Annotated in this window: 23 protein-coding genes; 10 read left to right on the top strand and 13 right to left on the bottom strand. The window is 56.8% G+C overall.

What is annotated here, in order from left to right:
* Positions 1-65 precede the first annotated feature (65 nt).
* Entirely contained in the window at positions 66-725 is a 660-nt protein-coding gene (locus tag GRI39_RS10630; RefSeq protein WP_160739663.1) for a YoaK family protein, read from the top strand.
* Positions 726-750: 25 nt separating this feature from the next.
* Here the strand turns inward: GRI39_RS10630 and GRI39_RS10625 are convergent, their stop codons facing one another.
* From GRI39_RS10625 to GRI39_RS10605, 5 genes are read right to left on the bottom strand one after another with little or no spacing between them, the layout of a single operon-like run.
* Entirely contained in the window at positions 751-1,029 is a 279-nt protein-coding gene (locus tag GRI39_RS10625; protein WP_160739662.1) for a DUF167 family protein, read from the bottom strand.
* Positions 1,010-1,576, bottom strand: coding sequence for a gamma carbonic anhydrase family protein (locus GRI39_RS10620; protein WP_160739661.1), 567 nt, complete (start codon positions 1,574-1,576; stop codon positions 1,010-1,012). Before GRI39_RS10620 ends, GRI39_RS10625 begins: the two co-directional genes overlap by 20 nt.
* Positions 1,573-2,160 (bottom strand): GNAT family N-acetyltransferase, encoded by a 588-nt coding sequence (locus tag GRI39_RS10615; RefSeq protein WP_160739660.1) that lies wholly within the window; start codon positions 2,158-2,160, stop codon positions 1,573-1,575. Before GRI39_RS10615 ends, GRI39_RS10620 begins: the two co-directional genes overlap by 4 nt.
* A complete protein-coding gene (hemB, locus tag GRI39_RS10610; protein ID WP_160739659.1) occupies positions 2,153-3,148 on the bottom strand; it encodes a porphobilinogen synthase in 996 nt (331 codons plus the stop codon). The genes GRI39_RS10615 and hemB overlap by 8 nt, the downstream gene beginning before the upstream one ends.
* A 49-nt stretch (positions 3,149-3,197) precedes the next feature.
* Positions 3,198-4,877 (bottom strand): M23 family metallopeptidase, encoded by a 1,680-nt coding sequence (locus tag GRI39_RS10605; protein WP_246205026.1) that lies wholly within the window; start codon positions 4,875-4,877, stop codon positions 3,198-3,200.
* A 194-nt stretch (positions 4,878-5,071) separates the two neighbouring features.
* On the opposite strand from GRI39_RS10605, the gene GRI39_RS10600 reads away from it, so the two are divergent.
* From GRI39_RS10600 to GRI39_RS10575, 6 genes are all read left to right on the top strand, one after another.
* Entirely contained in the window at positions 5,072-7,582 is a 2,511-nt protein-coding gene (locus GRI39_RS10600; RefSeq protein ID WP_160739658.1) for a helicase-related protein, read from the top strand.
* Complete coding sequence (locus tag GRI39_RS10595) at positions 7,582-7,899, top strand: S4 domain-containing protein (RefSeq protein WP_160739657.1); 318 nt, start codon at positions 7,582-7,584, stop codon at positions 7,897-7,899. Before GRI39_RS10600 ends, GRI39_RS10595 begins: the two co-directional genes overlap by 1 nt.
* A complete protein-coding gene (gene fdxA, locus GRI39_RS10590) occupies positions 7,896-8,234 on the top strand; it encodes a ferredoxin FdxA (RefSeq protein ID WP_160739656.1) in 339 nt (112 codons plus the stop codon). Before GRI39_RS10595 ends, fdxA begins: the two co-directional genes overlap by 4 nt.
* Positions 8,235-8,280: 46 nt before the next feature.
* Positions 8,281-9,159: a YihY/virulence factor BrkB family protein gene (locus GRI39_RS10585; protein WP_343033334.1), complete on the top strand. Its 879-nt coding sequence runs from the start codon at positions 8,281-8,283 to the stop codon at positions 9,157-9,159.
* A 227-nt stretch (positions 9,160-9,386) separates the two neighbouring features.
* Positions 9,387-9,920, top strand: a complete 534-nt coding sequence (locus tag GRI39_RS10580) for a CarD family transcriptional regulator (protein WP_160739655.1) — start codon at positions 9,387-9,389, stop codon at positions 9,918-9,920.
* 141 nt (positions 9,921-10,061) lie between these two features.
* Positions 10,062-10,799, top strand: a complete 738-nt coding sequence (locus tag GRI39_RS10575) for a head GIN domain-containing protein (protein WP_160739654.1) — start codon at positions 10,062-10,064, stop codon at positions 10,797-10,799.
* Between the two features lie 13 nt (positions 10,800-10,812).
* Here GRI39_RS10575 and GRI39_RS10570 read toward each other — a convergent pair whose 3' ends face one another.
* Positions 10,813-11,757: an L-threonylcarbamoyladenylate synthase gene (locus tag GRI39_RS10570; RefSeq protein ID WP_160739653.1), complete on the bottom strand. Its 945-nt coding sequence runs from the start codon at positions 11,755-11,757 to the stop codon at positions 10,813-10,815.
* A gap of 26 nt (positions 11,758-11,783) precedes the next feature.
* On the opposite strand from GRI39_RS10570, the gene GRI39_RS10565 reads away from it, so the two are divergent.
* Complete coding sequence (locus tag GRI39_RS10565; RefSeq protein WP_160739652.1) at positions 11,784-12,611, top strand: DUF815 domain-containing protein; 828 nt, start codon at positions 11,784-11,786, stop codon at positions 12,609-12,611.
* 17 nt (positions 12,612-12,628) lie between these two features.
* Here the strand turns inward: GRI39_RS10565 and GRI39_RS10560 are convergent, their stop codons facing one another.
* Positions 12,629-14,089 carry a PQQ-dependent sugar dehydrogenase gene (locus GRI39_RS10560; protein WP_160739651.1) on the bottom strand — a complete coding sequence of 487 codons (1,461 nt, stop codon included), beginning with the start codon at positions 14,087-14,089 and terminating at the stop codon, positions 12,629-12,631.
* Between the two features lie 62 nt (positions 14,090-14,151).
* Between GRI39_RS10560 and GRI39_RS10555 the strand changes: the two genes are divergently transcribed.
* Both GRI39_RS10555 and GRI39_RS10550 read left to right on the top strand, forming a co-directional pair.
* Positions 14,152-14,634, top strand: a complete 483-nt coding sequence (locus tag GRI39_RS10555; RefSeq protein ID WP_160739650.1) for a GAF domain-containing protein — start codon at positions 14,152-14,154, stop codon at positions 14,632-14,634.
* 99 nt (positions 14,635-14,733) lie between these two features.
* Positions 14,734-15,282 (top strand): hypothetical protein, encoded by a 549-nt coding sequence (locus tag GRI39_RS10550; protein WP_160739649.1) that lies wholly within the window; start codon positions 14,734-14,736, stop codon positions 15,280-15,282.
* 25 nt (positions 15,283-15,307) lie between these two features.
* On the opposite strand, the gene GRI39_RS10545 is transcribed toward GRI39_RS10550, so the two are convergent.
* The 6 genes from GRI39_RS10545 to GRI39_RS10520 all read right to left on the bottom strand — a co-directional run bounded on the left by GRI39_RS10545 (position 15,308) and on the right by GRI39_RS10520 (position 21,259).
* Positions 15,308-16,321 carry a ParB/RepB/Spo0J family partition protein gene (locus GRI39_RS10545; protein ID WP_160739648.1) on the bottom strand — a complete coding sequence of 338 codons (1,014 nt, stop codon included), beginning with the start codon at positions 16,319-16,321 and terminating at the stop codon, positions 15,308-15,310.
* The gene (locus GRI39_RS10540) at positions 16,318-17,097 is read right to left on the bottom strand and encodes a ParA family protein (RefSeq protein ID WP_160739647.1); all 780 of its coding nucleotides are present in this window, start codon (positions 17,095-17,097) and stop codon (positions 16,318-16,320) included. Before GRI39_RS10540 ends, GRI39_RS10545 begins: the two co-directional genes overlap by 4 nt.
* Positions 17,094-17,732, bottom strand: a complete 639-nt coding sequence (rsmG, locus tag GRI39_RS10535; protein WP_425482335.1) for a 16S rRNA (guanine(527)-N(7))-methyltransferase RsmG — start codon at positions 17,730-17,732, stop codon at positions 17,094-17,096. The genes GRI39_RS10540 and rsmG overlap by 4 nt, the downstream gene beginning before the upstream one ends.
* A complete protein-coding gene (mnmG, locus tag GRI39_RS10530) occupies positions 17,729-19,588 on the bottom strand; it encodes a tRNA uridine-5-carboxymethylaminomethyl(34) synthesis enzyme MnmG (RefSeq protein ID WP_160739646.1) in 1,860 nt (619 codons plus the stop codon). The genes rsmG and mnmG overlap by 4 nt, the downstream gene beginning before the upstream one ends.
* Before the next feature lie 78 nt (positions 19,589-19,666).
* Positions 19,667-20,941: a tRNA uridine-5-carboxymethylaminomethyl(34) synthesis GTPase MnmE gene (gene mnmE / locus GRI39_RS10525; RefSeq protein ID WP_160739645.1), complete on the bottom strand. Its 1,275-nt coding sequence runs from the start codon at positions 20,939-20,941 to the stop codon at positions 19,667-19,669.
* A gap of 42 nt (positions 20,942-20,983) precedes the next feature.
* Positions 20,984-21,259 carry a DUF6489 family protein gene (locus GRI39_RS10520; RefSeq protein WP_160739644.1) on the bottom strand — a complete coding sequence of 92 codons (276 nt, stop codon included), beginning with the start codon at positions 21,257-21,259 and terminating at the stop codon, positions 20,984-20,986.
* Positions 21,260-21,296: the final 37 nt, after the last annotated feature.

The following is a 21,296-nucleotide window of genomic DNA, read 5'->3' as shown; positions in this document are numbered from 1 at the left end:
CCATCAACTTCACCGCCCCCAATCCCCGATTGAGCCTCCTGCCTTAGCGGAGTAGAGCTACACCCATGCAACGTCTTTCCCCTTCGCAGCGGCGTCTGGCTATTGGGCTGGCGGGGTTGGCTGGCTTTGTGGATGGGGTGGGGTTTCTCTCTGCCAATGGCTATTTCGTCTCCTTCATGTCGGGCAATACCACGCGGTTGGCGGTGGATTTGGTGACGGACACGCATATGGCCCGCATTCCGGCCTTGCTGATTGGCGGCTTTGTGCTCGGCGTGCTGGCGGGCGGTGTGGTGGCGCTGAAAAGCGGGATGCAGCAAACACGCAATGTGCTGATCCTTGTCACCGCATTGCTGCTTGGCGGGGCGCTGGCCTATGCGTTTGGCTCGGTGGTGCTGTCGGTCGGCTGCATGGTGCTGGCCATGGGAGCGCTCAACAACAGTTTCCAGCGCGATGGCGGCAGCCCTTTCGGCCTGACCTATATGACCGGGGCGCTGGTCCGTTTCGGGCAGGGGCTGGCCTATTGGCTCTGCGGCAAGGATGTGCCCGGTTTCGGTGGGTTGCTGGCGCTCTGGTTCGGCCTGTCGAGCGGCGCTGTGGCCGGGGCGCTGGCTTACGGCCAGTTTGGCGGGTGGGCCGTGGCGCTGGCCGGCGCTCTTTCCTGCATCGCCGTGCTCGCCACGATCTACATTGGCCCCGACCCAACTATCCATCACGATGGTGAATAGGGCGGATACCAGCCGGATCTGCCCCTTACTGAATCTGCACCATCTTCTCACGCGATGTATCCCCCCGCAGCAGCGTAATCCGCGAAGGGGCCGTGCCCAGCGCTTTGGCCAGCATGGCAATCACCGCGCCATTCGCCTCCCCATCCTTGGGCTTGGCGCGGGTTTTCAGGGCGATTCCCTGCTTGGCAATGGTGATACTCTCGCTGCGGGCACCCGGAGTCACCCGCACGGCCAGCCGCCCTTCCCTATCGCATTGGGCAAGAATATCCGCTGCGGGCGGGAAATCAGGCTTCGGTTTCGCCACGAAGCGCCGCCTTGTGCCGCTGGGCCAGTTCCACATAACGCAGGCTCTGGAACGCCACCTTGGTCGCCTGTTCTTCTGACAAGGCACGCATGAATTTTGCCGGGCGGCCAGCCCAGATTTCACGTTCCGGAATCACCTTGCCGGGGGACAGCAACGCCCCTGCGGCCAGCATCGCATGGCGGCCAATCCGCGCGCCATCCATCGCAATCGCCCCCATACCAAGGAAGGCGTGGTCTTCCAACACGCAACCATGGGCGGTGGCCATATGGCCGACCACGCAATCATCGCCGATAATAGTGGGATTGCCCTCTGTATCCGGGCGCGGGCCTTCGACGTGAATCACGCTGCCATCCTGCACATTGCTGCGCGCGCCGATCACGATTTTGTGAATATCGCCCCGCAGCACGCAATTATACCAGATGGAAGCTTCCGGCCCGATGGTGACATCACCAATGATCCGCGCACCGGGCGCGATAAAGGCGCTTTCGTGGATTTGCGGGGTCTTGCCTTCAAAGGGCAGGATCAGCGCGCCGAAGTGCTGAGTCATGCCGCGCCCTGCCCCTGTTCCCATGCTTCACGAGTGATGGAATAGGCGATGATCGTGCCATGCGCGCCGAAATCATCGCTGGGAAAATCGAGATCTTCACGCCGCACCATGCCCAGCCGCTTCATCAGGCCCCAACTGCCCGTGTTACCTTCCACCGTGAGGGCGATCATATGCGGCGCGCCAAATTGCTCAAACCCCGCCTTCATCGCAGCTTGTGCTGCTTCACGGGCATAACCCTTGCCCCAGCTATCTTTACGGAAACGCCAGCCGATTTCCATATCGCCCTGCGGCCCGCCCGGCTGATTGGCGCGCTTTAACCCGCAAAAGCCGAGGATTTCGCCGGACAGATGCCCGCCATCACCTTTCCGCTCCACCACCCAGAAGGTGAAACCGTGATCGCTGGCAAAGCCTTCCAGCCGTTCGCGCACGGAATCGCAGGTCATGCGGGTGTTGTCTTTGCCCAGCACCCCGCCCAGCCAGCGCATCACGGCGGGCGTATTGGTGTGTCGGAAGAACGGCTCCCAATCCTCTTCGCGCCAGTCGCGCAGGATCAGGCGTTCTGTTTCAAGGTAAAATTCAGCCATGGAGCAATCTCGCAGCAAGCGGGGCGTGATAGGTGAGAATACCGGAACAGCCCGCGCGCTTGAAGGCCATCAAGGTTTCCATCACCAGCGCTTCACGGTCCCCGGCGCCTGCCGCAGCAGCAGCTTCGATCATCGCATATTCGCCGCTCACCTGATACGCGAACACCGGCACTTCGAAGCGCTGTTTCACGCGGGTGATGATGTCGAGATAGGGCAGCCCCGGCTTCACCATCACGCTGTCCGCCCCTTCGGAAAGGTCCAGCGCCACTTCGCGCAACGCCTCTTCCACATTGGCCGGGTCCATCTGGTAATTCTTCTTATCACCCTTCAGCAGCCCACGTGATCCCACCGCATCGCGGAATGGGCCATAAAAGGCCGAAGCATATTTGGCGGCATAGGACATGATCTGAACATTGTGATGCCCTTCTGCCTCCAAAGCATCGCGGATCGCACCAATCCGGCCATCCATCATATCAGACGGGGCAATGATGTCTGCACCGGCCAGCGCCTGATTAAGGCTCTGCTTGACCAGCACTTCCACCGTCGCATCGTTCATCACATAGCCGTCATTATCCATCAGCCCATCCTGGCCGTGAACAGTATAGGGGTCGAGCGCGACATCGGTAAGGATGCCGATCTGATCGCCACAAGAATCGCGGATCGCCCGGATGGCGCGACACATCAAATTATCAGGGTTGAGCGCTTCGGCCCCGTCATCACTGCGCCGTTCTGCCTGTGTATTGGGGAACAGGGCAAGACAGGGAATGCCCAGATCCACCGCTTCACGTGCACGGGCAGCGATCCCATCGAGAGACCAGCGCGAGACGCCGGGCAGTGAGGCAATCGGTTCTTCCACCCCATCCCCTTCGGTCACAAATAGCGGCCAGATGAGATTATCGGGGGTGAGCGTATTTTCACGGTGCATCGCCCGGCTCCAGGCGGTGGCACGGGAACGGCGAAGGCGGGTTGCGGGATAGCTCTGAGTCATACCCCTTCAGTGCATCATGCAAGGCCCCGCTTCAATCAGGCGGAATGCCTCAATCGATTTTTTTCGGCTGTTCCACCCGGTCAATCTCGCGTTCCGGCCCGCCTTGCATGGTTGTATCAGGTGGCAGGCTAGCCAGCGCAGCCCCTGCCGGAATACTCTGCAAATTGGCCAGTTCAGCGCGGAAAGCAGATAATTCGCTGCCTGCAAGCTGCGCACGGGTGACGAATTTCACCGAAGCAGGATTGATCGTCTGCCCGTTGCGATACATTTCATAATGGAGATGCGGCCCGGTGGAGAGACCCGTGGAACCGACATAGCCGATGACCTGACCCCGCTTTACGTAAGAGCCTGATCGCACGGCGATTTTGCTCATATGGGCATAGCCCGTGGCAAGGCCATTGCCATGGTTGAGCTTCACATAATTGCCATGCCCGCCATGACGCCCGGCATAGACCACTTTGCCATCGCTCGCCGCATAGATTGGCTGGCCATAGGTGGCCTTGAAATCCATGCCTGCGTGCATTCTTTTATAGCCAAGGATCGGATGGCGGCGCATTCCATAATTCGACGTGATCCGGCCCGGCACCGGAGCCATCAGGCCATTTTGCTGTGCCCCCACGCCAGAGGCTTCAAAAAAGCGATCATCCTTACCCCAGCGCATCATCTGTTTGACCGGCTTGCCGTTGCGGATCACCGATGCGTAAAGCAAATCGCCCGGCTCCACTTCACCTGTGGCGGCACGTTTGTAATCCAGCATCAGATCAAATTCGTCCGAGCTTTTGATATCGCGCTGCACGTTCAGTTCCGTGCCGAGCTGGCGCAAATATTGCTGAATCGCACGCGGCGGCGCACCGGCAGCGCGGGCGGAACGATAAAGGCTGGAGCCAACCGTGCCCCGGATTCTGAGCGGCGTATCATCCACCCGGATATGATGGGGGGCGAGCTGCAAGCGGCCATCACGCCGCTCCACCGCCAGTTTCAAGTCAAAGCGGGCGCGGAAGGAAAGCGAATCCACCGGGCGCGGTGCATCTTTGGCCGGGCGGCGGCCGAGCACGATATCAACCTGTGTTCCCGGTTCAATTTCAGAAAGCGGCATCGCCTTGTCGATCATATTGGCCAGATGCGCTGATTCTTCCCTGCCAATCCCTGCGCGCTGCAACATGCGGGCAAAACTATCGCCCCGAGCAAGCGTCGCCACAAATTCAAGGCTGGGGCGTTCGGGTGCATCATTCAGCGGAGAAACAAAGCGCGTCGCCCCCATATGGCGGCCACTGTCAGCACCCAGAGCCAGTGGCATAATCATCTGGCTACGAAATTCATCCCGCGCCCGTTCATCAATCCGCATGGCCGGTGCCGCTTCCACTGGGGCGAAATCCGGCCAGCACAGAAGCGCCAACACGCTCAACGCGATCAGCGTGCCCAATCCGCGCAGCCAGCGGGCTGATCCGATATCTTTGGCAAGATCCGGGGCGATATCCCATTTGGCGAAGCGCTGCGAAAAGCTCTGCCGCCATCTTGCGTAAGATTCCCTCCAGCCCGGATCATTCTGGCGGGTTTGAATCGTGTGCACATCTGTCCGGCGCAGGTGCAGAATCTGAGGCGCGTCATCATGCAGATCGCGACGAGGTTTCTCGGCGCCATTGCTTAGACTCTCATTCCCACCCTCATCCTTATCGGTGAGGTCACCATGTTCCAACACGATCCGCCCTCCGTCGGCGCTCCCTTTCAATGACCGATCTTGCGGTCATTATCGGCATTTCTGCCTGTCAGCTGTCCAAGGTTGCTGCTCTATTTCATGCCATGACATTCGCAGGAATAAAGTAAATTTGGCATGAATCGCGATCAATCCCCTCCATTTTGGGGCAAATTGGTCGAACCACCTTGCGGGACGGCGCCGAAATTGCCAAGTTCATCGGCATTGTGATGTCCCCAGCTTCCGATAGTCGGGTGCGCGCCGTTCTGGGGCCCACCAATACCGGCAAGACCCATCTCGCGATTGAGCGGATGTGCGCCCATTCCAGCGGTGCCATCGGCTTTCCGCTGCGGCTGCTGGCGCGTGAAGTCTATGACAAGGTTTGCGCCATCAAGGGGGACAAGCAAGTCGCCCTGATTACTGGCGAAGAACGGATAGAGCCGCCGGGTGCGCGTTATCTTCTGTGCACCGCTGAAGCCATGCCGCGTGATGGCGGTGGCCGCGCTTTTGTCGCCATTGATGAAGTGCAGCTTGCCGCTGACCGTGAACGTGGTCATATTTTCACCGACCGTTTGCTGAATGCGCGCGGCCGCGATGAAACGATGTTTCTCGGCTCTGCCACAGTAGAGCCGCTGGTGCGGGCGCTGGTTCCGGGTGTGGAAGTGAGCGATCGGCCGCGCTTTTCCACCCTTACCCATCTGGGGTCTCGCAAATTATCGCGCCTGCCGCCGCGCTCTGCCATTGTCGCCTTCTCGGTGGAGCAGGTTTACGTCATGGCCGAAATGCTCCGCCGGTTTCGCGGCGGGGCCGCAGTGGTGATGGGCGCGCTCAGCCCGGAAACCCGCAATCGCCAGGTCGAAATGTTCCAATCGGGCGAAGTGGATTACATCGTCGCCACCGATGCTATCGGCATGGGGCTGAACCTTGATGTGAATCACGTGGCCTTTGCCAGCCTGTCCAAGTTCGACGGGGTGCGCCTGCGCCGCCTTCACCCGGCCGAAATGGCACAGATTGCCGGGCGTGCCGGGCGTCATCAGCGGGATGGCACATTCGGCACTTTGGCGGGTGCGAAGGGCTCTGACGGGGCGGAATTTACCGAAGACGAAGTTTACGCCATTGAAGAACACCGCTTTGCACCGCTGACCAGATTGTTCTGGCGCGAGGCAGAACCGCGCTTTCACTCACTCGCAACATTGATTGCGGATCTGGAAGAAAAGCCCGACCACCCGCAACTCGCACCCGCACCACAGGCAATTGATCTGGCAGTGCTGAAACAATTGGCAGAATTTCCTGAAATTGCCGCTTCGGTCAGAAAACCCGGCATGGTCCGACGCTTCTGGGAAGTGTGCCAATTGCCTGATTTCCGCCAGCAAGGGGCAGAAACCCATTCCCGTTTTGTCACAAGATTATGGCAGGATTTACGGGGCGGATATCTGGGGGCAGACTTTGTTGCTGCAAGAATTGCTGAGCTTGACCGTGTTCAGGGGGACATTCACACGCTACAGGGCCGGATCGCGGCCATTCGGAGCTGGGCGTATATTTGCCAGCGCCCCGATTGGGTTCTGGCCCGCGATGAGATGGCGGCCCGCGCCAGAGCTGTGGAAGCGCGTCTGTCTGATACGCTGCACGGAAGATTAAAGGAGCGTTTCGTCAATCGGCGAACTGCTATATTGATGAAAACCATGGGTAAGGATTCAGGATTGATGCGCGTTGCGCTGACCGACGAAAATATCGTGACAGTGGAAGATGAGCCGATCGGCCATCTTGAAGGCTTCCGCTTCGTGGTTGATGCCTCGGCTAATCATGAGGACCGGCGGCTGATGCTCGCTGCGGCGGAAAAGCACTTGCCGCAATTGCTGGCAGACAAAGCCACTATGCTGATTCACAAGGATCTGGGTTCACTCACGATCGAGAAGGGCAAAATCTGGCGAGACGGCCAGGTGGTGGCTGTGCTGGAGCCGGGTAAGACCGCTTCTCGCCCGCGTCTCGTTCTGGCGAATGAACTGAACGCGCTGGATATGGCGCATAAGGCCCGGTTGCAGGAAGCGCTGGAAGTATGGCTGGAAGGCCAGCTTGCCCCACTTGCCCCTTTGCGCAAGATCGAAGAGGCAGCGGCTGATCCCAATGCGGGTTCCGAAGTGCGCGCACTGCTGCTGATTCTGGCTGACAAGGCCGGTACGATTCACCGCGAAGCCGCTGGATTGGCACAGATCCCCAAGGAAAAGCGCCCTTTCATGCGCAAGCTTGGGGTGAATATCGGTTCGCTCGATGTCTATGTGCCGTTGCTGCTGAAGCCTGCCCCGCGCCGTTTGCTGCGGGCAATTGGCGTAGACCGCCGCCCTGTCCGTGAAGCAATGGAAGCCGTTATCCCGGGAGGCAAGCAGGCGCCTGCTGGCTATCGCCGTGCCGGTGCACAGGCGATCCGGGTCGATATGGCTGAAAAGCTGTTTCGTGCCGCCCATGAAAGCCGCGCCAAATCAGGGGCCAAATATTTCCGTGTGGATGTGGCTCTGCCAACATCCATGGGCCTGTTGCCGGAAAATTTCATCGGGCTGATGCGCGACGCTGGTTTCCGACCCGGTAAAACACCCGAGCTGGCAGAAGGAGCTTTTGGCCCCCCTGCCCCCACTTTGTGGAGCTGGCGTCCGGTCCGCAAGGATAAGGCACCGGTACGCAAATCAGCCCCGGTCAAGCCGAGGGAAGGCAATGCCTTTGCCGCTCTGGCGGATCTTGTCCGTTAATGCGGATTGATCGGTTGCTGTGTTTTCTGCGCCTCGCAAAATCGCGGGGCGCAGCGCAGCGCTGGATTTCAGAAGGCCATATCCGTTGCAATGGCCAGCGCGTGGTCCGGCTTGACCGGCCAATAGCCACAGGTGACATTCTGACCCTGCCTCTGCCAAAACGTGTGATGGTGCTGCGTTTGACAGCCCTTCCGGCGCGGCGCGGCTCCCCGGCAGAAGCACGTTCATGTTATGAGGAACTTGACGCTGGCGGATCAATCGCCATAGCAGGCACCGATTCACATTTTGAGACTGAGAAAGGGAAGAAGCAGCCATGACCTATGTCGTCACCGACGCCTGTATCCGCTGCAAATATACGGACTGCGTCGAGGTCTGTCCGGTGGATTGCTTCTATGAAGGCGAGAATATGCTCGTCATCAACCCGAGCGAATGCATCGATTGCGGCGTATGTGAGCCCGAATGCCCGGCAGAAGCCATCCTTCCGGATACCGAACCAGGCCTTGAAAAATGGCTTGAGATCAACACCAAATATTCAGCGGAATGGCCCAATATTACTGAGCGTAAAGATCCGCCCGCGGATGCCGATGAAATGAAGGATGAAGAGGGCAAGTTCGAAAAGTTCTTCTCCGAAGAGCCCGGCGAAGGCGACTGATTCTTCCCCTTTCGGCACAATTTAGCGAATAGAGAGTAGGTTGGTTGTGACAGATTATCTGACAACCAACCGCTCGCCGTGGAAGCGATTTGCTGCCGATATCAAATCCACCCTCATTGGATCTTTCAAAGCTGCCGGCAATGATAATGTCGGTATTGTCTCTGCTGGCGTTGCCTATTTCATCTTTCTGGCGATTGTTCCGCTGCTGGCCGCAGTGGTTCTGTCCTATGGCCTCATCGTCGATACGCAGACCGTATCTGAACATGTCCACGCTCTGGCCCAGATGATTCCCGGCCCCGGCACCCAGTTGATCGGTGGCCAGTTGGAAGCGGTGGTGCAAAGCTCTTCCGGCAAAAAGGGGATCGGCCTCGCCATTGCTCTGGCCATTGCCCTGTTTGGTGCACGCAAGGCCGCCAATAGCATTGTGGTGGCGCTTAACATTGCTTTCAATTGTGAGGAAAAGCGCAGCTTCCTGAAGTCCAATCTGCTGTCATTGGCGATTACCGCCTGCGGAATCATCGCGGCCGGTATTGGCGTGACAGCCACCACCATACTCACAGCGCTAAGCTCTATGGTGCCGGACATCTCCGGCTCATCTGCCGTAATCTCCAAGCTGGTGAGCTATGGTGTGTTGCTGCTGGGTGGCATCATCGGCGCATCTGCACTCTACCGATTCGGCCCGGCGGAAGATCGCACCGATGCACGCTGGTTTACGCCGGGTGCGTTATTTGCGGCACTGGGATGGATGATCCTCACCAATGGTTTTGGATATTACGTTGCGAATTTCGGAAATTACAACGCAACCTATGGATCACTGGGCGCTGTCATTGTCCTGCTGACCTGGCTTTATCTGTCCGCCTATGTGCTGCTTTTTGGAGCAGAGCTGGATGCGGCGCTGGAAAAACCTGATTATGGCGCTGCATAAAAGATAGGCAGTGTGAGCGCTATAACGTTGCAGGCTAGCAATTTTGTTACGGTTCTGCTATATAATGCGTCAACTGTCACCTTTATATCCCCCAGGTGACAGCCTGAACAGGAAGGCAGGCACCCTACCCACGCCCGAAGTGACAGGAAAGCAACCGGCGTTTGCCCGCGGGTTTTCGTGTCATTTCCGCTTGAGCGTGTGTCTGCCTGGCTAGGAAAGGAAAGTAAATGGCTGCCAATGCGCCCGCATTCGATGTCGGAGATTATGTCGTTTACCCAAAGCACGGCGTAGGTCGCGTGATGGAACTGCAGAGCGAAGAAATCGCTGGAATGCAGCTCGAACTTTACGTTTTGCGGTTTGAAAAAGAGCGTATGACCTTGCGCGTCCCCACCAATAAGGTGGAAGCGATCGGAATGCGCAAGCTCTCCAGCGACAAGACGCTGAAAGAAGCGATGCAGACCCTCAAGGGCAAACCCAAGGTCAAGCGCACCATGTGGTCGCGCCGCGCTCAGGAATATGAAGCGAAGATCAATTCCGGCGATCTGGTATCCATCGCCGAAGTGACCCGCGATCTTTTCCGTCCGGACGATCAGCCTGAACAGAGCTATTCTGAACGGCAGATCTTCGAAGCCGCTTCAAGCCGTCTGGCCCGCGAATTGGCGGCGATGGAAGAAACTGATGAGCCTGCTGCACTGAAGAAAATTCTCGAAGTGCTGAACGAACATGCTCCGCAATATTATGAGAACACTGAAGACGCTTGAGCGTTTTGCAGGTCTTATGAAAAAGCCGCTCGAAAACGGGCGGCTTTTTTTTCTGCCAAATGCGCCTTTGCTTCGATCAAAGCGCTTGCTGATTTGGCAGAATGCACCGCAAAATAGCCCCATCTTTAAGGGGTTCTTATTATGCAATTGTCCAATCGAAACATTTTTCGTGCTCTGGCTCTGGGGGTGATAGGCGCAACCGCTCTGAGTGGCTGCACATTTATTAATCAGTCCAACGCGATGGAAGGGCAAACCTTGTCTGAGCTGGATCTTACCAGCCAATCATTTGACAAGGTCACTCTTGCCGGCCCGGACGTGCTTGAAATCACTTCTGGTACAACCCCCTCCCTCACGGCTGAGGGCGACGAACAGGCCAAAAAAGCCCTGCGCTTCCGCTTGGAAGACGGAACTTTGCTGATTGGCCGAAATGACAAGGATGGTGCCGGACGAAATGCAGCCCGCATTCATTTGACGATGCCGCCCCCGGCAGAGCTTGCTCTGAAAGGCTCAGGCGATATCACCACGCAAGAACTCGGCCAGACAGGGAAATTATCGATCGCTGGTTCAGGATCAATCAATGCCCAATCGGTTCAGGCGCAGTCACTGAACGCCTCGATTTCTGGCTCGGGTGATCTGCGCGCCAAAGGCAGTACGGATCAACTCAAAGTCAGCATAGCCGGGAGCGGCAACGTCTATATGTCCGAGCTGACCGCAAGCACAGCCAGCGTCAAGATCAGCGGCTCTGGTGATGTGGCGGTTCGCGCATTGGACCATGCCGATGTCTCAGTCGCAGGCTCCGGGGATGTTGATGTCTATGGAACCGCAGAATGCACCCAGAAAGTGAGTGGTTCAGGAACAGTGACTTGCGGTAAAAAGTGAAGCAGTCGGCGCGTTAAGCCGCGGCACGCTGGAGCCGATCATTGATAGCCGCGCCGATTCCGCTTTGGGGGATCGGCGCTACGGCAATCCGGGGATGCGGCGCAGCTGCGCCATCATGCAGGCATTGGTAAAGATTCGCCGCCGCTTCCGCGCAATCACCATTGGCAGACAGAGTGACATCGCCTGCTACCGTGCCAAATCCGATCATGAACTCATCCGCTTGTGGGCCAGTCACCTCAAGCCGCACGGGCTTTCCGGGGGCATAATGGCTGGCCAATTGCCCCGGTGCCTCAATCTTGCCCTTGTCCAGTGTAAGCGGCGCTTTGCCCAGAGTTGCGGTAATATCTTCTTCAGTGAGCGGTCCGGGGCGCAGAATCTGCCAGCCCTCAGGGCGCAGGGCGACAATGGTCGATTCCACACCCTTGGCGCACGGCCCACCATCAAGAATCGCATCCACCTTACCGCCCAGCGATTGCATGACATGAGTCGGCTTGCTGGGGCTGATACATCCGCTCCTATTGGCTGAAGGTGCAGCAAGCGGCAGACTCAGTTCGTTTAACAAGGCGCGCATGATAGGATGTGCGGGTATACGCACCGCAATGGTAGGCAAGCCCGCTGTGACCGCCGCCGCCACGCCCGAAGGCTGTTTTGCGGGCAGAATCAGCGTCATCGGACCGGGCCAGTAGGTCTCAGCCAATTTGAGCGCGCGGGCATCGAAAATCGCCAGATCCTGCGCCTGCTTCATCGTGGCGACATGGGAGATCAGCGGATTGAAATCAGGCCGGCCTTTGGCGCGATAGATATTGGCGACCGCCTCTGCCTGATCAGCCCTTGCAGCCAGCCCATAGACTGTCTCAGTCGGCACAGCGACCAGCTTTCCCGAACGCAGAAGCCGGGCAGCCTCAGCGATGCCCGTTTCATCGGGGGTGAGCATATGGGGTGGGTGCTTGCCGCTCATGGTGCTGCGCTATAATGCAGGCTTTGATGAAAGACCAATCTGAACTGCTCGAACGGATCGCAGACGCTCTGGAGCGTATGGCCCCACCACGCCATCGGCGCACGGACTGGCTTGGTTTCCCGGCCTATGTCTGGACCGAAAATGGTGCGCAAGGTGTCGCCAAGATGGATGCGCCCGAACTGGCTCTGCTGCAGGGCATTGACAGGCAGAAGGCCGCAGTTGTCGCCAATGTCACGCGATTGGCGCAAGGCAGTGCCGCGCATGATATGCTCTTGTGGGGGGCACGCGGGATGGGCAAATCCGCTCTGGTCCGTGCGGCGGTACTGAGTAGTCAGGCCCGTGATCAGGCGAGCATTGCACTGGTGCAGATTGGTACCGATGCGCTCCCTACCCTCTCCCAGCTCTTTACGGAACTGGCCAGGGTAGAGCGCAATTTCCTCGTCTTTATCGATGATCTGGGCTTTGGCTCTGAGGATACCGCAGGCCCCCGCCATCTGCGCAGTTGGCTGGAAGGCGGTGTACAGGCCCGGCCGGCAAATGTTCGCCTTGCGGTGACCTCTAACCGCCGCGCAATTGTCGAACGCCATTCCTCGGAACAGGATGACCCGCTCAACCCACGCGATGCGGTGGATGATAATCTTGCTCTGGCAGACCGTTTTGGCCTGTCGCTTGGCTTTCATGCCTGCACGCAGGATGATTTCCTGGCGATCATCAAGGGCTATGCCGAAGAGCTGGGCCTTGAATGGGATGAAGCCGAAGCGCTCAATTGGTCAAAGCGCCGTGGTGCCCGCTCAGGCCGGATCGCCCGCCACTTCATCACTGAATTGGCAGGGCGCGCCGGAAAACAATTCTAAGCCCGAAACCGGGGCGCTTAAAAGTTACCCGGCATCAGATCGGCAGGCGGATGGTTAAAGGCATCCGCCGGGTCACCATGAAGCTCACGCTGAGGCGGAAGTGACTGACTTTTGATTCGCTTGGGCGCAGGCGCAGGCTCCGCACCCGGCGCACTGACTCGCCAGATGATTCCCGCCGTGTCATCGCTGACCAGCAATGCGCCGGTCTTGTCCCAGGCCACCCATGTCGGACGGCCATGCGTTTCACCGTCGGCCGTAAGGAAGCTTTTCAGCACTGGCACTGGCTTACCAACCGGATTACCCCGTTCGTCAAACTGGACATAGACGACATCATATCCCGATGCTGGCTTGCGGTTCCACGAGCCATGCTGGGCAATAAAGGCACCGTGGGAGAATTTCTCCGGCATCCGGCTGCCCTCTTTGGTGAAGGCAAGGCCCAGCGCCGCTACATGCGGCCCAAGAGCAAATTCAGGACGGCGCGTGTAAGACACGAGGAAGTTCGGCATGGGTGCGGTGACACGCTCATCGATGATGTTGCCCCAATAGACCCACGGCCAGCCATATTGCGCCCCAACCGGCACATTGGTGAGATAATCCGGCACCAGATCGGAACCCAACATATCGCGTTCATTGACGGTCACCCAAAGCTCACCGCTCCAGGGATTCCAGTCCAGCCCATTGGGATTGCGCAGACCCGCCGCATATTCGCGGTGCGACCCATTTTCGAGATCAATCTCATCAATCACCGCGCGGCCCTTTTCAGCATCCATACCGTTTTCACCGATGTTGGACGCCGAACCTACCGCAACATAAAGCAGCTTTCCGTTCGGGCTCAGGCTGAGATTACGCATCCAGTGATTGCCGCCGCCCGGCAGATCCATGAGCTTTTTCGGATTGCCGGAGAGCTTCGTTTCACCAGGTGTATAATCGAAACTCAGCACTGCATTATGGTTGGCAACATACAGCTTGCCATTCGCGTAAGCGAGGCCTGAAGGGGACGCCAGACCATCACGCAGAGTGAAGCTTTTCTCGGCCTTGCCATCACCATCTTCATCGCGCAGCAGGATCAGCTTGTTGGGAGAAGGAACATCTGCCCCCGCTTCCCGGAAGAGCAGACTCATGATCCAGCCTTCCGGACCACCGGGAAGATCACGCGGTGGGGAATTGGTTTCAGCCACGATGACATCGCCATTGGGCAAGGTGTACATCGTCCGCGGATGTACCAGCCCCGTCGCAAAGCGATTCACCTCCAGCCCTTCTGCCGCAGCAGGAGTCATATCATCAGGCCAGCCAATGGGCTTGGCGATCTTGACGGTTGGGATGGTTTGCGCATCAGGTTTGGCCAGTTTGGGGTCATCACCCGTCACATCGGCCACTGAATATTGCGCTGGAACCCCACGTGTGAGCCACCAGCCCGCAGCCAGCAACACGAGGATGACGATGAGGACGCCCAAGGCGATCTTTTTCCAAATGCTCATATCTTCTATTTTAAGCTAGCCAATCGCTTGCGGCAATCAGAACGATCACTAAATCACCTGCCATGTACGATTTCTCCAGCGATCCGAACCAGCCCAAGGCTGAGCTTTACAGCGACCTGCTTTCAGCGGCCAAAGCCCTGACAGAGGGAGAGCCAGACACTATTGCCAATATGGCTAATATTGCGGCTTTAATGTACCAAATCGTTCCTAATCTCAACTGGGCTGGCTTTTACAGGATGGTTCAAGACGAATTGGTGCTTGGCCCATTTTGCGGCAAGCCAGCGTGTATCCGTATCCCTGTTGGGCGCGGCGTATGCGGCGCAGCGGTGGGAACCGGACAAAGCCAGCTTGTCCCCGATGTGCACGCCTTTCCTGGCCATATCGCCTGCGATGCAGAAAGCCGTGCTGAGTTGGTCGTTCCGATTATGCGGGATGGCAAGGTTATCGCCGTCATTGATCTTGATAGCCCCCTCCCCAACCGATTTGACCAAGAGGATCAAAAAGGGATCGAGGCTCTGGCAGAAATTCTCAGCGCGCGAGTCTGATAAGCAGATGCATTTTTGCGTATCATGCAAGCGGTAGTCATGATCGAAACAAAATGGTAAAGAAAAGGTTAACACCGGATCATTCCGGAGGAGACCTTCATGTTTGTGCGGTTCATCACTCTATCAGCATGTGCACTTGCAGGCATAGTCTGTGGGAGCTTCCCAGCTGATGCGCAGGATGGGTCGGGTGAGACTCATGGCCAATATTATGGCAGTTGGGAAGGCTCCTGGAACTCTGACGGTAATTATGACGGGGTCTGGTCCGGAACCTATTATCGCGCACAACCTGCTGACACAGACTCTGCTCAGGGTGAATCATCCTTCCGATATCCTGAGCCGGAACGTTCAGGCTGGATTTCTGAATGCAGCAGGCGATTTCTCGATGCCCGTTCGGTGACAGGAAGCGCACGTGAAAATTCGCCTGTTGCTACGCATGTTCGTAATCAATGCGAAGATTACCTGAGCAGCTATGAAGCCGCTTATTCGCAGCGATATGCAGCGCCTCGATCCGGTTTCCGTGATGAAGCTGCAAAAGCTGAAGCGGAACCTCTCCCTGACAGCCCGAAGATCCGTGCTCTGAAACGGCGCGATACGGCATATATATCAAGCCAGAATATCGCTTCCAGCGCCGTTACCTATTCGCAGTAATACTAACCATCTGAAGTTTTACTAATCAGATGTCTCCACCGCTGAGCCGCTGACAAATCAGATCGAGCTGATCAAGCGTGCGATATTTGATCGTCACTGTCCCGGATGTCGGATCTTCATCAGAACTGATTTTCACCGGCAGGCCGAGAAATTCCTCCAACTGGCTCTGCACAGCTAGAATATCTGCATCCTCAGCCTGACTGCGGGGCTCGCGGGCATGGCGTTTCGCGGCAACTTCACCACTCGCTTCTCGCACCTGTTTGCGAACCAGTTTTTCAACTTCCCTGACAGACAGTTTCTTTTCGATCGCACGTTGCGCCAGCTCTACCGCGTTCTCCTGACCAATGAGAGCGCGGGCGTGGCCCATATCCAACCGCCCCAGCTCAATATGGTTCAACACCTCATCAGGCAGAGCGAGCAATCGTTGGAGATTGGCGACATGGCTGCGGGATTTTTCGACCAAACGGCTAATCTCAGCCTGCGTCATGCTCTCTTGATCAGCAAGACGCTGATAGGCGCGTGCCTCTTCAACTGGACTGAGATCTTCGCGCTGGATGTTCTCGATCAGCGCCAGCGCCATCACTTCACGCTCTTCCAGATCACGAACAAGCGCCGGTATTTCATGTAATTGCGCTTTTTGCGCCGCCCGCCAGCGCCGTTCACCCGCCACAAGCTGGAAGCGACCATTACTCAAAGGCCGCACAATCACAGGCTGAATCACACCACGCTGCGCAATGGATGCTGCCAGCTCATCCAGCGCATCCTCATCAAAATGAGTCCGGGGCTGCTGCGGATGCGGTTCGATTAGTGCAACCGTCAGATTCATCAAACCGCGCTCTGGTGATGATTGAGGAGAAGCTTTGTTATTTCGGACAGAATCGCTGCGCAAAGGCGCTGTAGAATTGCCTTGATTGAGAGGTTCTTCACGGCGCACTTCGCCCAGCAATGCGCCGAGCCCCCTGCCCAATTTGCGCTTGTTGGGGGCTGCTGCTGGTTTGGCTGCAGTATCGTTCACGGCAGATTGCGATTTGCTGCTCATGCAGCTTTCCTTTTCTCAGGGGGAAGACGCCCGATCAATTCCTTGGCGAGTTCAATATAAGATCGGCTGCCCGCGCAGGCATGATCATAAACCAAGGCCGGAAGCCCATGGCTAGGTGCTTCGGAAAGTCGAACATTACGCGGAATTACTGAGTCAAACACCAGGCTACCGAGCACTTCACGCACATCTTCCGACACCTGATCAGTTAAGCGATTCCGGCGATCAAACATTGTCAAAACCACGCCTACAATGCCCAAATCAGGATTAAATCGCTGCTTCACCTGCTCAACTGTCTGAAGAAGCTGACTCAGCCCTTCCAGAGCAAAAAACTCACACTGCAGCGGAATCATCAAACGATCAGCCGCCGTCAGCGCATTGAGAGTCAGAAGGCCCAGAGAGGGTGGGCAGTCGATAAAGCAAATATCATACTCGCTGTTACCAGCCATGGATTCGCGAAGGCGTTCCGTGCGGGCATGAACCCCCACCAACTCCACTTCTGCCCCGCTCAGATCCACCGTTGCCGGCACCACATCAAGCCCAGGAACCGAAGATTTGACCGTGCAATCAGCCAGATCAGCCTGATCAACAAGCAAATCATAGCTTGAATATTCGCGCGCCGCTGGTTCGATCCCTACCCCCGTGGAGGCGTTTCCTTGCGGATCAAGATCAACCAGTAAGGTCTTCCAGCCCGCTGCAGCCATCGCTGTGGCGATATTAATCGCAGTGGTCGTTTTGCCGACCCCACCTTTCTGATTGGCGATGGCTATGGAAATCATGCTCTATGCCTCGGTTTATGGCGGTATTTACCGACAATAATGCCAGCATCCCGATCGGTGACTGACTGTTCCACGTGGAACATCGATTGTGCAGCTTTTTTCAGTTCAGACAATTCTTGCGCTGCAGAACGCCCTTTTGGCAAGACCCACGTCGTGTTGATCGAAGAAAATCTTGCTGACAATTCTAAAAGACGGGGCAGCGGAGCAAATGCGCGGGCAGAAATGACGCGTGCTTCAAAACTCTCCACCTGTTCCAAACGCGCCCCTTCAACGTGACAATTGGTCAGTTCCAGTTCGTCGCACAGGCGCTCAAGCCACTCAATGCGACGCTTCCGGGATTCCACCACCACAACTTCACAGTCGGCCTTCATCGCAGCGATAACAATACCGGGAAACCCTGCCCCGGTTCCGAGATCAAGCCATGGGCTTGTTTCACGTGGAACATAGTTCAACAGTTGCGCGCTATCAGCAAAATGCCTCTGCCAAATGGTCTCCAGACTGGCCTTCGCTACAAGATTCTGGTGCTCATTCTCCAGCTTTAGCAATTCAGCAAAACGTTCCAAACGTGCTATCCCGGTGCTGTTGGTCAGGCTCGCGCAAAACGCTTTCGCTTCATCTTCTTGTTCGATCATCATGCTGCAACTACTGCATTCTGGCGCTTAGCGTGAACCAGAACCGCAGCCAGTGCGGCGGGTGTGATTCCTCTCACACGGCCTGCCGCAGCTAGAGTTTCCGGCTTAGCGGCCTGAAGTCGCTCAATCATTTCGTTGGATAATCCTGGTACCTGATCATAGGGAAAATTCTGTGACAAAGGCACAGCATCGCTTGCCTTCAAGTCGCGCAGTTCAGCGTCCTGCCGTGCAAGGTAGGGCGCATAGACCGCATCTTCGGCGACCTCCAAACCTACATCGTCTGTGGGGTCGAAGCCCTCTGGCAGCCATGGCGTGAGGTCAGTGAGATCGACACCACCAAATCGGAGCCACTCTCTTAAAGGCAATGAACCCGAATCACGGCGCACAGGAAGCCCAGTCTCTTCTAATTCGCGTGAGTGCACAACGCGTTCCAACGCATCACCCCATACCGAATGTTGCGATTCACGCTTGGTGAACCAGTCTACCCTTCCCTCCGACAAGCATCCAGCATCACGTGCCAGAGGTGTAAGCCGGGTCGTCGCATTGTTGGCACGCAGACGCAGGCGATATTCCGCGCGAGAAGTCAGCATACGATAAGGCTCACTCACACCTTGAAGGGTGAGATCATCAACCATCACAGCCATATAACTATTCGAACGATCAATTGCTGCAGGCGCCCGGCCCAGCACGTGTGCTGCTGCGCTCATACCAGCAATGAGCCCTTGTGCTGCAGCTTCTTCATAACCGGTCGTACCATTGATCTGACCCGCGCAAAACAGACCGGGCAAGCGACGCACTTCCAGCCCCCTGGAAAGGGCGCGGGGGTCAATATGGTCATATTCCACGGCATATCCCGGCACGACCATTTCAACTTGCTCCAGACCAATCATCGTCCGAAGCATGGCAAGCTGCACATCACTCGGCAGGGATGTGCTGATACCATTGGGGTAGACAAGGTGCGTTGACAGGCCCTCAGGTTCCAAAAAGACCTGGTGCCCATCTCGATCAGCAAAGCGATGAATCTTGTCTTCAATGCTGGGGCAATAACGGGGCCCAGTGGCACCAATAGCACCACTGAAGAGCGGGGACCTATGCAAATTTGCACGAATAATGTCATGGCTGGCATTGTTTGTTCGAGACACAGCGCAGAAAACCTGAGCGTTGCTCCGGCTCTGCGTCATCGGTGACATCGTCCAAGGTTCTGAATCTGATGGTTGTTCGTCCAGAATCGCCCAATTGATTGTTCGACCATCGAGTCTGGGTGGCGTACCAGTCTTGAGCCGTGCCATGGGTAAATCGGCTTCTCGCAACTGCTTCGCCAACACTTGCGCTGAATCCTCGCCGATCCGTCCGCCTTCGAACCGCTCTTCGCCGCGAAACAGAGTTCCGCCTAGGAAGGTGCCCGTGCACAGAATGACGGCCTGAGCTTGCAATGCTTTGCCATTTGCTAAACGCACACCGGTTACGCGTTCGCCGTCCATTTTCAGTTCAGCGACTTCACCCGCAATCAGCGTCAGATTCTCCTGCCGGCGCAACATCGCTTGAATGGCTTGCTTGAACAGAGCGCGATCAGCCTGCACACGCGGACCCCACACTGCGCTGCCTTTTGACTGATTGAGCATCCGATAGTGAATGGCTGCGTGATCGGCAGCACGTGCGATAAGCCCATCAAAAGCATCGACCTCGCGCACGAGATGGCCTTTCCCTAGCCCTCCAATAGCCGGATTACAGCTCATCGCACCCACTGCATTGAGATCGAAACTGATCAAAGCCGTGCGCGCACCCATACGCGCTGCGACAGCAGCAGCTTCACAACCAGCATGGCCGCCGCCGACCACAAGAATATCGAATTCATCCATGAGTTGATATTACGCTTTCAAACGTGGCCGGTCAAAACCGGAAAAGTGTTCCACGTGAAACACTCTCACTTCCATTCGCTATTTTCCGATGCAAAAACGGCCAAACAAAGTGTCGAGCACATCTTCCGTACTGGCACGCCCAATCAAATGGTCAAAAGCCAAGCGTACCTGCCGCAGATTCTCGCCAAGCAACAAAGGGTCTGGCTGAGATGCAGCCTGATTAAGTGCATCATGAGCCTGAGTCAGCAGGTCACGCTGACGGGCATTGATCACTGATTGTCCGGGTTTGGGCATGGCTTCCCTCGCCGCAAGAATCAGCGCCTGCCGTAATTCTGAGATTCCTTCACCCGTCACTGCAGAGATACGATGCAAGGGCGCAACTTTGGGTTGATGATCAGCACGATCACATTGCGCAGCGATTTCCCATGCTGCTTCGGGCCCCCGCCCCTCTGGCCCGAGCCACAAGACTACATCTGCTTGCGCAATTTCTTTGTTGGCCCGCTCTATTCCGATAGCCTCGATCACGTCACCTGCATCATCACGCAGCCCCGCCATATCGACAAAGGAAAAGGGTATTCCCCCCAAGGCAACCGGACGGACCAGAACATCACGGGTGGTGCCCGCAATCGGTGCGATGATCGCGGCATCACTTTCAACCAATGCATTAAACAGAGTCGATTTTCCGGCATTAGGCGGCCCGGCAAGAGCGACTCTGAATCCCTCTCGCAAAATCTCAGCACGAGGGGCATCAAGCCATTGGGCAATGTCGCACTTCAGCGATTCTATACTTGCGTAAAAATCAGTGGGGAGCGTTGAAACGTCATCTTCATCGTCAAAATCCAGCACTGCTTCCACTTGCGCTGCAAACATCAATGTCTGATCACGCCATTGGGACACTTGCTGCGAAAATGCCCCCCCCGCCATCGCAACCGCTGACTGGCGCTGAATTTCGGTCTCTGCCGAAAGGAGATCAGCCAACCCTTCCGCTTCAGACAGATCGATCCGGCCATTGGCAAAGGCCCGCCGGGTAAATTCACCAGCCTCAGCCGGGCGAAGGTCTGGCAAAGTGCCTAGAACCTTCAAAACGGCGGCAACCACAGCCCGCCCACCATGCAGATGGAGTTCAGCCAAATCTTCCCCGGTTGCCGTGTTCGGTCCAGGAAACCAAAGCACCAGGGCTTCATCAAGGACATCACCTTGCGGTGATGTCAGAGCGCCAAACACTGCCCTGCGCGGAGATGGTAAGCGCCCGAAAAGCATTTGCAGCGCATTTCCCGCCGCTTTCCCACTAATACGTACAACCCCTATTCCTGCCGGCGGTGAACCGCTCGACAGTGCAAAAATAGTATCCATGGAAATCAAGCGCTCTGCTTATATGTCAAAATAGGATGCCGTTCACGGTTTGGTCTTATCGTCGGATGGACGAGACTTCTTTGCACCATCGTTGAATGATGCACTGTTCTCCATCAGACTTTGAAAGAATTTCACGCCCATCTGCCCCATGGGTGCAAGTTGCTTTGCATATTCCTGTAGCTGATCGACGTTGGAGACGCCCTTCATCGCTTTGGACATCTGCTCAAGATAGGCTTCATTCGCCCGCTCTACATCGGGCAGACCCATAAAGCTGCGCGCTTCCTGCGGCGTGCATTCAATCTCGATATTCACTTTCATGGCTGTCTCTCCTGTCCTCGGGCTGCAAATAGGAACA

Origin of the sequence: Altericroceibacterium indicum, assembly GCF_009828105.1 — a bacterium.
In the GTDB taxonomy this organism is placed as follows: Bacteria; Pseudomonadota; Alphaproteobacteria; order Sphingomonadales; family Sphingomonadaceae; genus Altericroceibacterium; species Altericroceibacterium indicum.
Note: the sequence above shows the minus strand (reverse complement) of the source record. Positions and strands in the feature narration are given on the sequence as shown.

Bases quoted from the DNA above. Each gene is read 5' to 3' on its own strand.
- GRI39_RS10555 (WP_160739650.1), top strand. From the start codon at position 14,152: ATGTACGATTTCTCCAGCGATCCGAACCAGCCCAAGGCTGAGCTTTAC.
- fdxA (WP_160739656.1), top strand. From the start codon at position 7,896: ATGACCTATGTCGTCACCGACGCCTGTATCCGCTGCAAATATACGGAC.
- GRI39_RS10550 (WP_160739649.1), top strand. From the start codon at position 14,734: ATGTTTGTGCGGTTCATCACTCTATCAGCATGTGCACTTGCAGGCATA.
- mnmG (WP_160739646.1), bottom strand. From the start codon at position 19,588: ATGGATGAATTCGATATTCTTGTGGTCGGCGGCGGCCATGCTGGTTGT.
- GRI39_RS10540 (WP_160739647.1), bottom strand. From the start codon at position 17,097: ATGATTTCCATAGCCATCGCCAATCAGAAAGGTGGGGTCGGCAAAACG.
- GRI39_RS10615 (WP_160739660.1), bottom strand. From the start codon at position 2,160: ATGGCTGAATTTTACCTTGAAACAGAACGCCTGATCCTGCGCGACTGG.
- hemB (WP_160739659.1), bottom strand. From the start codon at position 3,148: ATGACTCAGAGCTATCCCGCAACCCGCCTTCGCCGTTCCCGTGCCACC.
- GRI39_RS10520 (WP_160739644.1), bottom strand. From the start codon at position 21,259: ATGAAAGTGAATATCGAGATTGAATGCACGCCGCAGGAAGCGCGCAGC.
- GRI39_RS10580 (WP_160739655.1), top strand. From the start codon at position 9,387: ATGGCTGCCAATGCGCCCGCATTCGATGTCGGAGATTATGTCGTTTAC.
- GRI39_RS10565 (WP_160739652.1), top strand. From the start codon at position 11,784: ATGAAAGACCAATCTGAACTGCTCGAACGGATCGCAGACGCTCTGGAG.
- GRI39_RS10600 (WP_160739658.1), top strand. From the start codon at position 5,072: ATGTCCCCAGCTTCCGATAGTCGGGTGCGCGCCGTTCTGGGGCCCACC.
- rsmG (WP_425482335.1), bottom strand. From the start codon at position 17,732: ATGATGATCGAACAAGAAGATGAAGCGAAAGCGTTTTGCGCGAGCCTG.
- mnmE (WP_160739645.1), bottom strand. From the start codon at position 20,941: ATGGATACTATTTTTGCACTGTCGAGCGGTTCACCGCCGGCAGGAATA.
- GRI39_RS10570 (WP_160739653.1), bottom strand. From the start codon at position 11,757: ATGAGCGGCAAGCACCCACCCCATATGCTCACCCCCGATGAAACGGGC.
- GRI39_RS10620 (WP_160739661.1), bottom strand. From the start codon at position 1,576: ATGACTCAGCACTTCGGCGCGCTGATCCTGCCCTTTGAAGGCAAGACC.
- GRI39_RS10575 (WP_160739654.1), top strand. From the start codon at position 10,062: ATGCAATTGTCCAATCGAAACATTTTTCGTGCTCTGGCTCTGGGGGTG.
- GRI39_RS10560 (WP_160739651.1), bottom strand. From the start codon at position 14,089: ATGAGCATTTGGAAAAAGATCGCCTTGGGCGTCCTCATCGTCATCCTC.
- GRI39_RS10595 (WP_160739657.1), top strand. From the start codon at position 7,582: ATGCGGATTGATCGGTTGCTGTGTTTTCTGCGCCTCGCAAAATCGCGG.
- GRI39_RS10630 (WP_160739663.1), top strand. From the start codon at position 66: ATGCAACGTCTTTCCCCTTCGCAGCGGCGTCTGGCTATTGGGCTGGCG.
- GRI39_RS10545 (WP_160739648.1), bottom strand. From the start codon at position 16,321: ATGAGCAGCAAATCGCAATCTGCCGTGAACGATACTGCAGCCAAACCA.